General features: G+C 72.5%; 8 protein-coding genes. 5 read left to right on the top strand and 3 right to left on the bottom strand.

Translation table 11 applies throughout. From position 1 onward, the window contains the following. Nucleotides 1–285 precede the first annotated feature (285 nt). From prfB to AB0I83_RS03595, 3 genes are all read right to left on the bottom strand, one after another. On the bottom strand, nucleotides 286–1,392 hold the full coding sequence (gene prfB / locus AB0I83_RS03605; protein WP_356534088.1) for a peptide chain release factor 2: 1,107 nt from the start codon (nucleotides 1,390–1,392) through the stop codon (nucleotides 286–288). A gap of 69 nt (nucleotides 1,393–1,461) precedes the next feature. Continuing rightward, on the bottom strand, nucleotides 1,462–2,712 hold the full coding sequence (locus AB0I83_RS03600; protein ID WP_363303472.1) for a serine/threonine-protein kinase: 1,251 nt from the start codon (nucleotides 2,710–2,712) through the stop codon (nucleotides 1,462–1,464). Nucleotides 2,713–2,859: 147 nt separating this feature from the next. Then, nucleotides 2,860–4,485, bottom strand: coding sequence for a serine/threonine-protein kinase (locus tag AB0I83_RS03595; protein WP_363303471.1), 1,626 nt, complete (start codon nucleotides 4,483–4,485; stop codon nucleotides 2,860–2,862). A gap of 429 nt (nucleotides 4,486–4,914) precedes the next feature. On the opposite strand from AB0I83_RS03595, the gene AB0I83_RS03590 reads away from it, so the two are divergent. From AB0I83_RS03590 to AB0I83_RS03570, 5 genes are all read left to right on the top strand, one after another. After that, the gene (locus AB0I83_RS03590; RefSeq protein WP_363303470.1) at nucleotides 4,915–8,226 is read left to right on the top strand and encodes an FHA domain-containing protein; all 3,312 of its coding nucleotides are present in this window, start codon (nucleotides 4,915–4,917) and stop codon (nucleotides 8,224–8,226) included. A 228-nt stretch (nucleotides 8,227–8,454) separates the two neighbouring features. Then, nucleotides 8,455–9,819 (top strand): extracellular solute-binding protein, encoded by a 1,365-nt coding sequence (locus tag AB0I83_RS03585; protein WP_363303469.1) that lies wholly within the window; start codon nucleotides 8,455–8,457, stop codon nucleotides 9,817–9,819. A 4-nt stretch (nucleotides 9,820–9,823) separates the two neighbouring features. Continuing rightward, complete coding sequence (locus AB0I83_RS03580; RefSeq protein ID WP_363303468.1) at nucleotides 9,824–11,197, top strand: sugar ABC transporter permease; 1,374 nt, start codon at nucleotides 9,824–9,826, stop codon at nucleotides 11,195–11,197. Continuing rightward, on the top strand, nucleotides 11,194–12,108 hold the full coding sequence (locus AB0I83_RS03575; RefSeq protein ID WP_356534096.1) for a carbohydrate ABC transporter permease: 915 nt from the start codon (nucleotides 11,194–11,196) through the stop codon (nucleotides 12,106–12,108). Before AB0I83_RS03580 ends, AB0I83_RS03575 begins: the two co-directional genes overlap by 4 nt. A 169-nt stretch (nucleotides 12,109–12,277) precedes the next feature. After that, on the top strand, nucleotides 12,278–14,512 hold the full coding sequence (locus tag AB0I83_RS03570) for a bifunctional glycosyltransferase family 2 protein/CDP-glycerol:glycerophosphate glycerophosphotransferase (RefSeq protein WP_363303467.1): 2,235 nt from the start codon (nucleotides 12,278–12,280) through the stop codon (nucleotides 14,510–14,512). The last annotated feature ends 31 nt before the right edge of the window (nucleotides 14,513–14,543 follow it).

The raw sequence follows: 14,543 nt of genomic DNA, 5'->3' as shown, positions 1-14,543 counted from the left end.
GGGTCACATCCTCTGCAGGGCCACGCCGTACCGTGGTCATCCCGCCCGCCCCCGATCACACCTGTCCCAGACATACGCGTGCTGCTCTAGCACCCTGTCCAGAGACAAGGACTACGTCAAGGCGCTTCCGGGCGCTTTCACGCCGTTATAGGGGGTCTTGACGGCTATTCAGGGTCCCGACTGTGACCGATTCACCACAGCTCCCCCTCAAACCGACGTGCGCCCGGCGCACGCGAAGAGCCCGGGCGGTCTCCCTGCCCGGGCTCGACGACCGTACGGGTACGGCTACTTCTCGCTCTGCTTGCGCCAGCGGATACCGGCCTCGACGAAACCGTCGATCTCGCCGTTGAAGACCGCCTCGGGGTTGCCCATCTCGAACTCCGTACGCAGGTCCTTGACCATCTGGTACGGGTGCAGGACGTACGAACGCATCTGGTTGCCCCAGGAGTTGCCGCCGTCGCCCTTGAGCGCGTTCATCTTCGCCTGCTCCTCCTGGCGGCGGCGCTCGAGGAGCTTCGCCTGGAGGACGTTCATCGCGGACGCCTTGTTCTGGATCTGCGAGCGCTCGTTCTGGCAGGACACCACGATGCCGGTCGGCAGGTGGGTCAGACGCACCGCGGAGTCCGTGGTGTTGACGCCCTGGCCACCGGGGCCCGAGGAGCGGTAGACGTCCACGCGGAGTTCGGACTCGTCGATCTCGACGTGGTCCGTCTGCTCGACGACGGGCAGCACCTCGACACCCGCGAAGGAGGTCTGGCGGCGGCCCTGGTTGTCGAAGGGCGAGATCCGGACGAGACGGTGGGTGCCCTGCTCGACGGAGAGGGTGCCGTAGGCGTACGGGACCTCCACCGCGAAGGTGGTCGACTTGATGCCGGCCTCTTCTGCGTACGCGGTCTCGTAGACCTCGGTCTTGTAGTTGTGCCGCTCGGCCCAGCGGAGGTACATGCGCTGGAGCTTCTCGGCGAAGTCGGCGGCGTCGACGCCGCCCGCCTCGGCCCGGATGGTGACCAGGGCCTCTCGCGCGTCGTACTCGCCGGACAGGAGGGTACGGACCTCCATCTCGTCCAGCGCGCGCTTGACCGACTCCAGCTCGGTCTCCGCCTCCGCCCGCGCGTCGGCGTCGCCCTCGTCATCGGCGAGCTCGAAGAGGATCTCGAGGTCGTCGATGCGGCCACGCAGGGTCTCGGCCTTCCGGACCTCGGCCTGGAGGTGCGAAAGCTTGCTGGTGATCTTCTGCGCCGCCTCCGGGTCGTCCCAGAGGGACGGCGCCGCCGCCTGCTCCTCGAGCGCGGCGATGTCGGCCCTCAGCGCATCAAGGTCCAGTACGGCCTCGATCGACCCCATGGTCGAGGAGAGGGACTTCAGCTCTTCGGAAATATCGACGACTGCCACGGGTCCAGCGTAACGGCTGGACGAGTGAACCAGTCCCTCCCCGGGCTCCAGGCCGCACCGGGACGGTCCTCAGGGGGCGGCGGGCGCCGAGTCACGGGTGTCCTCCGGGGCCGTACCCGTGTCGTCGCCGCCCATGGCGAGCCGGCCGCCCACCCCGATCGCGGCACACAGCACGATCGCCGCGACACCGAGGGTGATCCGCCGCTTGCGGACCGCGGCGGACTTGTTCCGGGCGGAGCCGGGCCGGGGGCGGCCCGGAGCGCGTGGCGCGCGGGCGGTGCCGAGGGGACCGCCCGCCAGCTCGTCCGGCGCGGGGACACGCATGCTCGTATGCGTGTCCCTGTTGGAGTCCGGGGAGGAGGCCGGCACCAGCGGGACCGCGCCGCGGCGGCGCGGCTCCTCGGGGTCCACGGGGGTGTACTGCTGCTCGTCGTAGGCGGAGGGGCCGGGGTCCCCGTTCTCCGGGTCCGGCTCGTCGACGTCGAGCGGGGGTATCCCCGAAAGGAGTGGCAGCAGGTCGCGCAGGCCGGTCGCGAGCTCGGAGGCGCGCAGCCGGGAGGCCGGGGCCTTGGCCAGGCACTGGACCAGGAGCTGCCAGAGCTCCTCGGGGATGCCGGGCAGCGGGACGACCGTCTCGGTCACGTGGCGGCGCAGGACCGCGCCGGGGTGTCCGCCACCGAACGGGGTGAAGCCCGCGAGGAGCTCGTAGAGCACGGTCGCGAGGGCGTAGATGTCCACCGCGGCGCGCGGCGGGAGACCCTCGACGATCTCGGGGGCCAGGTAGTCCGGCGTACCGATGATCTTGGTGGCCTTGGTGCGGCGCGGGGTGTCGATGAGTTTGGCGACGCCGAAGTCGGTCAGCAGGGCCGGGTGGGATCCACCCGGGCCGGGCGGGCCCTCCATGTCGAGCAGGATGTTCTCCGGCTTGACGTCGCGGTGGACCACTCCGGCGCGGTGCGCGGCGGCGAGGCCGTCGGCGACGTCCGCGATGATCGCCGCGGCGGCCTCGGGGGCGAGACGGCGTTCACGGTCCAGGCGCGTGCGCAGGTCCGTACCCGGCACGAGGTCCATCACCAGCGCCAGGTCGGTGCCGTCCACCACGAGGTCGCGGACGGCGACGACGTGCGGGTGGTCGAGTCCGAGCAGCGCGGTGCGCTCCTGCACGAAGCGGCCCACGAGCTCCTGGTCGGACGCGAGGTCCTCGCGGAGCAGCTTGATCGCGACCGGGCCCTCGGGCCCTTCGCCGAGCCACACCGTGCCGGCGCTGCCGCGCCCCAGGATCTGGTGCGCGGTGTACCGGCTGCCGATATTCCGTGCCAAGACTGCTCCCTCAGCGGCTGGCGTTGACCCCCCGGTCGACAAAGTTACGCGGCGATCGGGGTGTCGCGTGCCCTGGATGGCGCCAACCTTCACTTCTGCGGGCGGATTGGGCCCGAGGAAGTCGACAAAGACACGAAACGCGGGCGGTTACTGGCCGGTCGTGCCGTCCGAACCGCTCCCGTTGAGTTCGTCGAACCAGCCGGTGACCTTGTCGATGCCGTCCCCTATGGCGTCCCAGAAGCTCTTGCCCTGGGCGACCCAGTCCTGAAGCGGCGTCAGTTCCCAGATGAGCCAGGCCGCGACGACCAGCAGCACGACCGAGAACAGGCACCCCTTGAGACAGCCGAGGCCGGGGATGCGCATCGGGTTGGCACTGCGCTGCCTCGGCTGACGCGGCGCCGGCGGCTCGGGCGCGGGCCGCTGCGGCGCGTACTGCTGCCGCTGCTGGGGCTGCTGCGGCCGGCTGTAACGCTGGGCCTGCTGCTGCTGTTGCTGTTGCTGCGGGTACTGCTGCGCCTGCTGCCGCTGGGGCTGCCGGCTCTGCTGCTGTCGCTGCTGCTGGTCCTGCGGGGGCTGCTGGCGCTGAGGACGGCGGCGCAGCGGGTCCTGGCTCGGGTCGAGGTACTGGACCTGCGTCTGCTCGTTGCGGTCGCGGGCCGCCCGCAGCTGGTTCTGCCAGGGGTGCGGCTCGTCGGGCCGCGGCGGCACGGGCGGCATCATCGCGGTCGGGTCGGCTCGACCGCCTGTGCCCCCGGTCTGCTGCATGACGCTGGTCGGCGCGGACGGGTCGTACGAGCCCGCGTTGCTCGGCAGCACCTGCGTCGGGTCCGCGTCCTCAGGGGTCCCTGGGACCGGGGCGGGGGCCGGGTCGGGGGCGAGCAGGGCGCCCACACCCTCGGCGGCCGCGATCTGGGCCGAGTTCGCGTGGACGCCGATGCCGGAGCCGACGGTGCGCAGCGCGCGGGCGAGGTTCACGGCGCTGGGGCGCTGGTCGGGGTCCTTGCGCAGGCAGCGCTCGATGACCGTCCACAGCGGCTCGGGCACCGTGCTGGGGCGCCGGGGCTCCTCGCTGAGGTGCCGGTGCAGGACTTCGAGCGCGGTGCCCCCGGCGAACGGAGGGCGGCCGGTGACCAGTTCGTACAGCAGGATCCCCGCACCGTAGACGTCCACGGCCGAGGTCTGCGGGCGGCCCTCGGCGGACTCGGGGGCGACGTAGGCGGGGGTGCCGACGAACTCGTGGGTGCGGGTCAGCCCCGGGGAGTCCGCGAGGCGCGCGATGCCGAAGTCGGTGAGCATCGGGTGCATCTCGCCGTTGCGCTCGTCGAGCAGGACGTTGGCGGGCTTCAGGTCGCGGTGGACGACGCCGTCGGCATGGCTGGCGGCGAGCGCGTCCGCGATCTGGGCCGTGAGCAGCGAGGCGGCGACCGGGGTGAGCGGGCCGTTCTCGCGGAGGTAGCGGTGCAGGTCGGGACCGTCGATCAGGTCCATCACGAGGGCGAGCAGATCACCCTCGACGACGAGGTCCCTGGTACGCACGATGTTGGGATGGGTGAGCCGCAGCAGCACGGAGCGCTCGCGCAGGAACCGCATCACGACGTCCGCGTCGTTGGCGAGCTCCTCCTTGAGCACCTTGATCGCAACGGTCTCGCCGGGCTGGCCGGCGACGGCCGCCTCGGCGCCCGCGGTCTCCCGCTGGCGGGCTCGCCAGACGGTCCCCGTGGCGCCGCGTCCGAGCGGCTCCTCGAGCAGGTACTTGCTGCCTACCGGCCGCACGTCATGCGCTCCCTGCTGATCGTTGTGCTTGCGGATCCCCCCGGTCCCGCCCGGATGTTCCGGCCCACTGTAGTGCCGCCGTACGGGGCACCGGCCGGTCGTGCCGCGGTCGCGTCGCCACCGCGGGCGGGGGAGGACAAGGAAGACGCAACCACGGAAGAGTTGGTTGCCGAACGAGTGTGCAGCACGTCCGCGGCAGGGCCAAGCAGGCACTTTTACGTCCGTACTCGGCCATTCAAGATCACTAAGCGGTCACCCCCGGGCGTGTTGTCGGTGGCAGGTGCGAGGATGCCACCAACACGGAACCGTGAGGTCGGGAGATTCACGCTCCGTGACGACCTGTACCGGACGACGCGTCCGTACCGGGTGGGGGGAATCACAGGGCGTTCCCCCTGCCGGCACCCCGCGCAGAAGGGACCGCTGACGGCGATGCAGATCCGGCTGACCGTCCTCGCGCCGCGCAGCGGCCAGACCCCGGCGCGCGCCTGCGACGTGCTCGTCACCGCCCCCGCCGGCACGGCCCTCTCGGCCGTCGCATCCGCGCTCGCCACAGCGGTGTCCGGCCCCGAAGGCTCCCTCGGCGGCGGCGCCACCGTCCTCTACGCCGGGCGTGAGCGGCTCGACCCGCAGCGCTGCGCACTCGGCGAGCCTCCCCTGGTGGACGGCGCGGTGCTCTCGCTCCAGGTGCCCGGCGAGGACGAGGCGGCGGACGACGCCGTCCCGGCACGACTGCACGTGGTCGCGGGACCGGACGCCGGCGGGGTCCACCTGCTGCACGGCGGACAGATCCGCATCGGCCGCTCCGCCGACGCCGACGTCCCGCTGGACGACCCGGACGTGTCCCGGCTGCACTGCGCGGTGACGGTCGCCGGCGACGGCCGGGTGTCCGTGGCCGACCTCGGCTCCACCAACGGCACCTCACTGGACGGCGCGCAGGTCGGCGCCCGCCCGGTCCCACTGCCGCCGGGCGCCCTGCTCCGGCTCGGGGAGTCCACGCTCCGGCTCACCCCCGGCACCCCGAGACCCCTGCTCAGGACCGCGCCCGACGGCGAGGGACATCTGCGGGTGGCCCGGCCCGTCCCGGGCTCCGCCCACGGGGCGGAGCCCGGGACGGCGGGAGAGCCGGACACGTACACCGCCACCACCGCCGCCGGGGAGGGGCACGGACACGCCTACAGCGCCGAGCCCGCGGGACCCGGCGCCCGCGACCCGTTCGACGACGGGCCGTCCGGCCACGACATCCGCTACGACACGGCCCCGCCGCCGGTCGCCCACGGCCGCGACGCCGACCTGACGCACGGCGGTGCCCCCAGACGCGCCGGCATAGGAGCCTGGGCCCGCCGCCTCACCGGAGCCAGGGGCGAACCCGCCCCTGGCGCACCGGCACCGTCGGACGGTTCCGGCGCCCGCGCCTCCTCCGCACCAACCGCACCGCGCGCCCCGGCCGGGACCTGGCCGGACCCCGCGGCCGTGCTCCTGACCGCGCTCGGCCCAGGCCCCCGCCTGTGGGAACGCGACACCGCGCACCCCGAGGCCCTGGTCGTACGGCTGGGCACGACGGAGCGGGCCGACCTGCCCGCCGTGCCCGTCACGGTGGCGCTGCGGGAAGCCGGCTCGCTGGGCCTCGCCGGGCCCCGGGAACGGCTGTCCGGGCTCGTGCGGTCGACGGTGGCGCAGCTCGCGGCGCTGCACTCCCCGTTCGACCTGGAGATCGTGCTGATCAGCTCCGACCGGGCCCGCAGCCTGGAGGAACGCCGGCGCGAGTGGTCCTGGCTCGGCTGGCTGCCCCATCTGCGCCCCATGCACGGCCAGGACTGCCGGCTGCTCCTCGCCTACGACCGCGAACAGGCGGACGCCCGCGTCGGCGAGTTGGCCCGCCGCGTGGAGGAGGGGCCGCTGGGTGCCGGCTGGGCGAGCGCGGACCGGGCCTCGGTGGCCGACGCCGCCCGGCGGCACACCGGTCCCTACACGGTGGTGATCGTGGACGGTGACCCCGGCTCCGCCGCACTGCGCGGGACCACCGCCGGGCTGGCGGGCGCCGGAGCGGCTGCCGGGATCCACCTGATCTGCCTGGCCGAGACCCCGGCCGCCTCACCGACGTCCCCGGTCGCCGCGACCTACGACAGCGCCTGCCGGGCCTCGATCGCCTTCCGCGAGTGCGGTGCGGTCGCCATGCTGAGCGGGGACGTGGCGACCGCGCTGCGGCTGCTGCGCACGGCGGGCGGCCAGGCCGCGGGCCACGGCACCGTCGCCGCCGTGGACGCCGTCTCGGCGGCCTGGGCCGAGCGGTTCGGGCGCGCCCTGGCGCCGCTGCGCGACGAGGCCTCGGCATCACTGCGCGGCCGGCCCGCGGCGGCGGCAGCCCTGCCGCCGTCCGCCCGGCTGCTGGACGAGCTGGGCCTCGCCCGGGCCACACCGGCCTCGCTGATGGCCCGCTGGGCCTCCACCGCCGACGAGCAGCCCGGCGCCACGGTGCGCGCGGCGGCGCCCGGAGCGGACCCGGACCCCGCCGGCTCGGGCCGCACCCTGAGCACCGGCCCCCGGGTGGGCGCGCCCCGCGAGTCCCCCGAGCACACCCCGTTCCGCGGCGGCCACGCCGCCGGGAGCGACGACTCCCCGCGGATCGGCTCCCAGCGGCGCGACAGCGGCGCCACGGGGGCCGGCCCCTCGGCGGCGTCCTCGGGTTACGCGGGACGGCCCGTGATCGTGCTCGGAGCCGGGCCCCGTGGCCCGCTCTCCGTCGATCTGGCCGACGAGGGCCCCCACCTGCTGGTCGAGGGGCCCGTGGGCAGCGGCCGTACGGAACTGCTGCGAGCCGTCGCCGCCTCCCTGGCGTCGGCCGCCCGCCCGGACCGGCTCGGCCTGCTGCTGATCGACGGGGCGGGCGGTGAGCACGGGGAGCGCGGCGAGGGGCTGCGCCCCTGCACGGAGCTGCCGCACGTCTTCACACACCTGGTGGCCTCGGATCCCGTACGCATGCGGGAGTTCGCCCAGGCCCTGCTGGGCGAGCTGAAGCGCCGCGCGGAGCTGCTCGGCGAGCTCGACTTCACCGAATGGCACGCGCGGTACGACGCATCGGCCCAGGCGCGCACGGGGCGGCGCACCGCCGGTGCCGCCGAGCAGCGGGGCGACGCCGAGACACCGGCCGGCGGCACCCTGCGGCTACGGCCCGCCGCGGCCCGCCCCGTGGACCCCGGGCCCTCGCCGCTGCCCCGGCTCGTCGTGCTGGCCGACGACTTCGACGCCCTGGTCGCTCCGGCGCTCGGCAGCCCCGGCCGCCCCTCCGCCGGTTCGGTCGTCCGGGTGCTGGAGGCGGTGGCCAGGGACGGCGGACGGCTCGGTGTCCACCTGGTCGCCACCTCGGCCCGCCCCGACCGCACCGAGGACACGGAGCTGGCCCGGGGGGCCCGGCTGCGCATCGTCCTCGACCCGCCCGCCGTCCCCCCGTCCCCGGACGAACCCTCGCCGGGCCGCGGACGGCTCGGGCACCCGGACGGCAGGGTGACGCCGTTCCAGGGCGGCCGGGTGACCGGCCGCATCCCGCGCACCGCGACCCTGCGCCCCACCGTCGTACCGCTGGAGTGGGAGCGGATGGGCGATCCGCCCACCCGCAGGCCGGTCCGTGAGCTCGGCAACGGCCCCACCGACCTGGCCCTGCTGGCCAGCGCTTTGGAGCGGGCGGCCCGTTCGGTGAACGCCGAACGGCTTCCGCCACTGGTGCCCCATACCTCGCCGTCCTGACCAGGTGCGCGTCGGAGCGCACACTGTAGGGAACGTTTCAGTGCGACGTCACGAGCCCACAACGATCAAGGAGTTGGGGCCGACGACTGTATTGCGGCGCTGGTCCACCGGTTGTAGGACTGTGCGCACGGACGGCGTGAACCGCACGACGTGAGACGTGAACGGCGCGGCGGCGAAGCGCTGTTGAGGCCGGTTCACGCACACGCGCACAGATGAAACGGGGCAGGGATGCGCACAACCCTCCGCATGCGTAGGGCCGCAATGGTGTTCACCGCGATCGGGGCGCTGGCCCTCGCCGGATGCAGCGGCGACACCGACGGCGACGACAAGGCGGGCAAGGACTCGGGCAAGAGCGAGGACAGCCCGTCGAGCGTCAATCTGCCGAAGCTCGACGGTCAGAAGATCTCGGTGGCCGCGGTCTGGACCGGGCCCGAGCAGGCCAACTTCACCAAGGTGCTGGACGAGTTCGAGAAGCGGACGGGTGCCACGGTCACCTTCGTCCCGGCCCAGGACCCGATCGTCAACTTCCTCGGTACGAAGATCGCGGGAGGCCAGCCCCCGGACGTGGCGATGATCCCGCAGGTGGGCGCCATCCAGCAGGCCGTGGCCAAGAAGTGGGCCAAGCCGGTGGGAGCCGAGGCCAAGGCCCAACTGAGCAAGAACTACGGCAAGGTGTGGCAGGACCTCGGCGCGGTCGACGGCACCCAGTACGGCGTCTACTTCAAGGCCGCCAACAAGTCCCTGGTCTGGTACAACACCAAGGCCTTCGAGAACGCGGGCGCGAGCGAGCCGAAGACCTGGAAGGACTTCCTGGCGACCGCCGAGACGGTCTCCGCCTCCGGTGTCACCCCGGTCTCGGTCGGCGGCGCGGACGGCTGGACGCTCACCGACTGGTTCGAGAACGTCTACCTCTCGCAGGCCGGTCCCGAGAAGTACGACCAGCTGGCCAAGCACGAGATCAAGTGGACCGACCCGTCCGTCAAGGACGCGCTGGCCAGCCTCGCCGAGCTCTTCGGCAAGCCGAGCCTGATCTCCGGGGGCGCCGACGGCGCGCTTCAGACCGAGTTCCCCGTCTCCGTCACCCAGACCTTCACCGGCGGCGACCAGCCCAAGGGTGCGATGGTGTTCGAGGGCGACTTCGTCTCCATCAACATCGCCCAGACCAAGGCGAAGGTCGGCACGGACGCCAAGGTGTTCCCCTTCCCGGCGGTCGGCGCGGACTCCCCCGTGGTGACGGGCGGCGACGCGGCCGTGGCGCTCAAGGACGGCAAGGGCGCCCAGGCGCTGCTGACCTGGCTCGCCTCGACCGACGCGGCGAAGATCTGGGCCGAGGCGGGCGGGTTCATCTCGCCCAACAAGAGCCTGGACGCAGCCGCCTATCCGAACGACGTGCAGCGCAAGATCGCCGAGGCTCTCATCGCGGCCGGTGACGACGTCAGGTTCGACATGTCCGACCAGGCCCCGCAGTCGTTCGGCGGGACCCCCGGGAAGGGCGAGTGGAAGACGCTCCAGGACTTCCTGAAGAACCCGAAGGACATCGCGGGGACTCAAGCGAAGCTGGAGTCCGACGCGGCCAAGGCGTACACGAGCTGACGGGATGACCACAACGACAGCGGGGGGCGCCGGAGCGGCGCCCCCCACCGACAAGCGTCCCGGCACGACCGCGCTCACCCGGACACGCAGGAGCGTGACCGGCACCCGGAGGGCCGTCGCGACGGCCTTCCTGCTGCCGGCCCTCGTGCTGCTCGGCGCGCTCGTCGTCTATCCGATCGTCTACTCCGTCTACCGCTCGTTCATGGACCAGGCGGGCACGGGGTTCGCGGGCCTCGACAACTACAAGGCGCTGTTCACGGACGCCACCATCCGTACGGCGGTCAAGAACAACGCGATCTGGGTCGTGTTCGGGCCCACGGTCGCCACCGTGCTGGGGCTGATCTTCGCGGTGCTCACCGAGAGGATCAGGTGGGGTACGGCCTTCAAGCTGATCGTCTTCATGCCGATGGCGATCTCCATGCTGGCCGCCGGGATCATCTTCCGGCTGGTGTACGACCAGGCTCCGGAGCGCGGTGTCGCCAACGCCGTGGCGGTGGGCGTGCACGACACGTTCGCCCAGTCCTCGGGCTTCCCGAAGGCGCACCCGCTGCCGGTGCATCCGCTGAAGGCGGGCGGCGGCGGTTCCTTCGTCACGAAGCAGACCGTGCGGGCCGGTGAACCGGCGAGTCTGCCGCTGGTCGGTGTGGTCCCGGCGAAGATGCCGGGCGACGCGGAACCCGCGAAGGCGGCCACCGCCTCCGGCAAGGGCGTCACGGGAACGGCCTGGCTCGACTTCACCAAGGGAGGCGGCGGCAAGCCCAACGTCGTCGACCCCGAGGAGCTGGGGCTCAAGGGCATCACCGTCGAGGCGGTCAAGGACGGCAAGGTCGTCGCGACGGCGACGGCGGGCGCGAACGGCGTGTTCACCCTGCCCGCCTCGGCGGACGGGTCGGTGCTCCGGCTCCCGGCGGACAACTTCCGCGAGCCGTACAACGGCGTCGACTGGCTCGGGCCGTCCCTGGTGACACCGGGGATCATCGGCAGTTACGTCTGGATGTGGGCCGGGTTCGCGATGGTCCTGATCGCGGCCGGGCTCGCGGGCCTGCCGCGCGAACTCCTCGAAGCGGCCCGGGTGGACGGCGCGAACGAGTGGCAGGTGTTCCGCAGGATCACCGTCCCGATGCTGGCGCCCGTGCTCGCGGTGGTGCTGGTCACCCTGATGATCAACGTCCTGAAGATCTTCGACCTGGTCTTCATCATCGCGCCGGGATCCTCCCAGGACGACGCCAACGTCCTGGCCCTGCAGCTGTACCGCTCCTCGTTCGGCACGGACGCGGATCTCGGGGTCGGCAGCGCCATCGCCGTACTCCTGCTGCTGCTGGTGATCCCGGTGATGCTCTTCAACATCCGCCGGATACGGAAGGAGGGGCGCCGGTGACCACGACCGAGGCCGTACAGGCCGAGCGGGCACCCCGCACCGAGGCGGCAGCCAAGGCGGAACGGTCCCTCGGGGCACGGATCGCAGCCCGCGCGGGCGGTGGCGTCATGCGGGTCTTCCTCGTCCTGGTGGGCCTGTTCTGGCTGATGCCGACCATCGGGCTGCTGCTGTCGTCGCTTCGGGGAGCCGACGACATCGCGGCGAGCGGCTGGTGGCGCGTGTTCACCGCGCCGTCCGAGCTCACCTTCGACAACTACCAGCGTCTGCTGGACAACTCGACCATCACCGACTCGCTCCTCAGTACCGTCCTGATCACCGTCCCGGCCACCTTCCTGGTGGTCGTGATCGGCTCGCTCGCCGGATACGCCTTCGCGTGGATGGAGTTCCCCGGACGCGACTGGTGGTTCCTGGTGGTCGTGGGGCTGCTGGTGGTACCCGTCCAGGTCGCGCTGATCCCGGTGTCCGAACTCTTCGGCACCATCGGGATCTTCGAGACGACGTTCGGCGTGATCATGTTCCACACGGCGTTCGGCCTGCCGTTCGCCATCTTCCTGCTGCGGAACTTCTTCGCGGAGATCCCGCGCGAACTGCTGGAGGCGGCGCGGCTGGACGGGGCCGGTGAGATCCGGGTGTTCACCCGGGTCGTGATGCCGCTCGGCGGGCCCGCGATCGCCTCGCTCGGGATCTTCCAGTTCCTCTGGGTGTGGAACGACATGCTCGTCGCCCTGATCTTCGCGGACTCGGACTCCCCGCCGATCACGGTGGCCCTGCAGCAGCAGGTCCGGCAGTTCGGCAACAACATCGACGTCCTGGCGCCAGGCGCCTTCGTGTCGATGGTGATCCCGCTGGCGGTCTTCTTCGCCTTCCAGCGGCAGTTCGTCTCCGGAGTGATGGCGGGCGCCGTCAAGTAGGAAAAGCCGGACGGCACATACGTTCGTCAACACCAGGGCGGTCCGTTCACTCCTGTTCGGGCCGCCCTACCTCGCACTTCCCCCCGGATGCCACGTCCGGCGTAACCAAGTCACTCCATCGGCCGTTTGCGGGCCACCTGCCCGCCCGCGAGCGACCCCTGGATGTGTTGTGCCCCGGTTCAGTGTCATCGTGCCCGCGTACCGGGTCCAGGCGTACCTGCACGCGTGTCTCGACTCCGTGCTGAACCAGTCCTTCAAGGACCACGAGATCATCGTGGTCGACGACTGTTCCCCGGACGCCTGCGGCCCGATCGCCGACGAGTACGCCGTCCGCGACCCCCGCGTCACCGTCGTACACCTGCCGCACAACTCCGGCCTGGGGCCCGCACGCAACGCGGGCGTCGCCCGGGCCACCGGCGACTACCTCCTCTTCCTCGACGGTGACGACACCTTCGCCCCCGAGGCCCTCCAGGCGGTCGCCGACCGCCTGGAGACCACCGGCGAGCCGGACGTCCTGGTGTACGACTACGCCCGCACGTACTGGTCGGGCGAGAGCGTGCGCAACACCTTCGCCCAGCACCTCGCCGAGACCGGCCCGGCCTCCTTCCGCCTCGCGGACCGCCCCGAACTGCTCAAGGTCCTGATGGTCGTCTGGAACAAGGCGTACCGCCGCGAGTTCGTCGAGGCGGAGGGCTTCACCTTCCCGCCGGGCTACTACGAGGACACCCCCTGGACCTACCCGGTGCTGATGGCCGCCGGGTCCATCGCCGTGCTGGACACGGTCTGCGTCGGCTACCGCCAGCGGCGCCGGGGCAACATCCTCTCCACCACCACCCACCGGCACTTCGACGTGTTCGACCAGTACGACCGCGTCTTCGCCTTCATCGACTCGCGCCCCGAACTCGCCGTCTGGCGACCGGTGATGTTCCGCCGGATGCTCGACCACTTCTCGACCCTCTTCACCTCCCGTGGGCGGCTGCCGCGCGGCAGCCGCGCCCAGTTCTTCCGCCGGGCCCGCGCCCACTGCCGCCGCTACCGCACCCCCGGCGCCCCGGTGCCGCGCCGCGCGAGGCTGCGGCACGCGCTCTTCCGGCTCGGGGCGCACCGCACCTACCGCGCCCTGTGGGCGGCGCAGCGGCTGCGCGCCCGGCTCGCCCGCGCGACGGCGACGGCGCGCCGGGCGGGGCGCGGGGCGGCTCTGCAGCTGCACTACCGCGTGCAGCTGCGGCTGCCCGTGCGCTCGGCGGACGCGGTGTTCGCCGCCTACTGGCACCGCGGCTACACCTGTAGTCCCGCGGCGCTGGAGGCCGCGGCCAGGGCCCTCGTGCCCGGTGTCCGCACCTCCTGGATCTGCCGGCCCGAGGACGCGCACACGGTGCCGGACGCGACCAGGGTGCTGCACCCGGGGACAGCCGCGTACTGGACGGCGCTGGCCCGCTCGAAGTACCTCGTGAACAACGTCAACTTCGACCGGCGGCTGGTGAAGAGACGGGGTCAGGTGCTGCTCCAGACCCATCACGGCACGCCGCTGAAGACCATGGGCACCGATCTCGTGCACCATCCGGCAGCCGCCGGGACCATGGACTTCCGGCAGCTGCTCCGCAACGTCGACAAGTGGGACTTCTCGCTCTCGGCGAACCAGCACTCCACGCTCGTGTGGGAGCGCACCTACCCCTCCGGCTACACCACGCTGGAGTACGGCAGCCCCCGCAACGACGTCTTCCACCGCACCCGCCCCGAGGAGTGCGCCCGGCTCCGCGAGCGTCTCGCCGTGCCGGAGGGCAGCACCGCCCTGCTGTACGCGCCGACCCACCGCGACTACCGGCGGGAGCAGCAGCACCCGCTGGACCTGGAGCAGCTGGTCCGTGTCCTGGGCCCGCACTTCGTGATCCTGGCCCGCTCCCACTACCTGGACCCGACGGCCAGGGCACTCGCCGGCCACACCAGGCACCCCCGGATCATCGACGTCAGCTCCCACCCGTCCGTCGAGGAGCTCTGCCTCGCCTCCGACGGGCTGATCACGGACTACTCGTCGCTGATGTTCGACTACGTCAACCTGGACCGCCCGGTGGTGCTGCACCTGGAGGACGCGCAGGCGTACGAGGCCGCCCGGGGCACGTACTTCGACCCGGCGGCCTTCCCGCCCGGGGCGGTGGCGCGCGACCAGGAGGAACTGCACGAGATCTTCGCGACCGACCACTGGCGCGGGCCACGCTCCGCGCAGCGCCGGGCGGCCTTCCGGGCCCGGTTCTGTCCGTACGACGACGGGCACGCGGCGGAGCGGGTGGTGCGCCGGGTCTTCCTCGGGGACACCTCGGGGCTGCCCCTGCCCGCCCAGCTCGCCGGGCGGGGGCCGACGGGGGTGCCCCGGCAGGTGCCGGTGCGGGAGTACACCAACGGCTGACGCCCCGTCCCGGCCCTCGGGAGGGCCGGGA

The sequence above is a fragment of the Streptomyces sp. NPDC049970 genome (assembly GCF_040660235.1).
In the GTDB taxonomy this organism is placed as follows: domain Bacteria; phylum Actinomycetota; class Actinomycetes; order Streptomycetales; family Streptomycetaceae; genus Streptomyces.
This window is presented reverse-complemented; position numbering and strand designations above follow the sequence as displayed.

What these genes read in the sequence shown, in the direction of transcription:
- AB0I83_RS03590 (WP_363303470.1), top strand. Translation starts at nt 4,915, where the DNA reads ATGCAGATCCGGCTGACCGTCCTCGCGCCGCGCAGCGGCCAGACCCCG.
- AB0I83_RS03585 (WP_363303469.1), top strand. Translation starts at nt 8,455, where the DNA reads ATGCGCACAACCCTCCGCATGCGTAGGGCCGCAATGGTGTTCACCGCG.
- AB0I83_RS03580 (WP_363303468.1), top strand. Translation starts at nt 9,824, where the DNA reads ATGACCACAACGACAGCGGGGGGCGCCGGAGCGGCGCCCCCCACCGAC.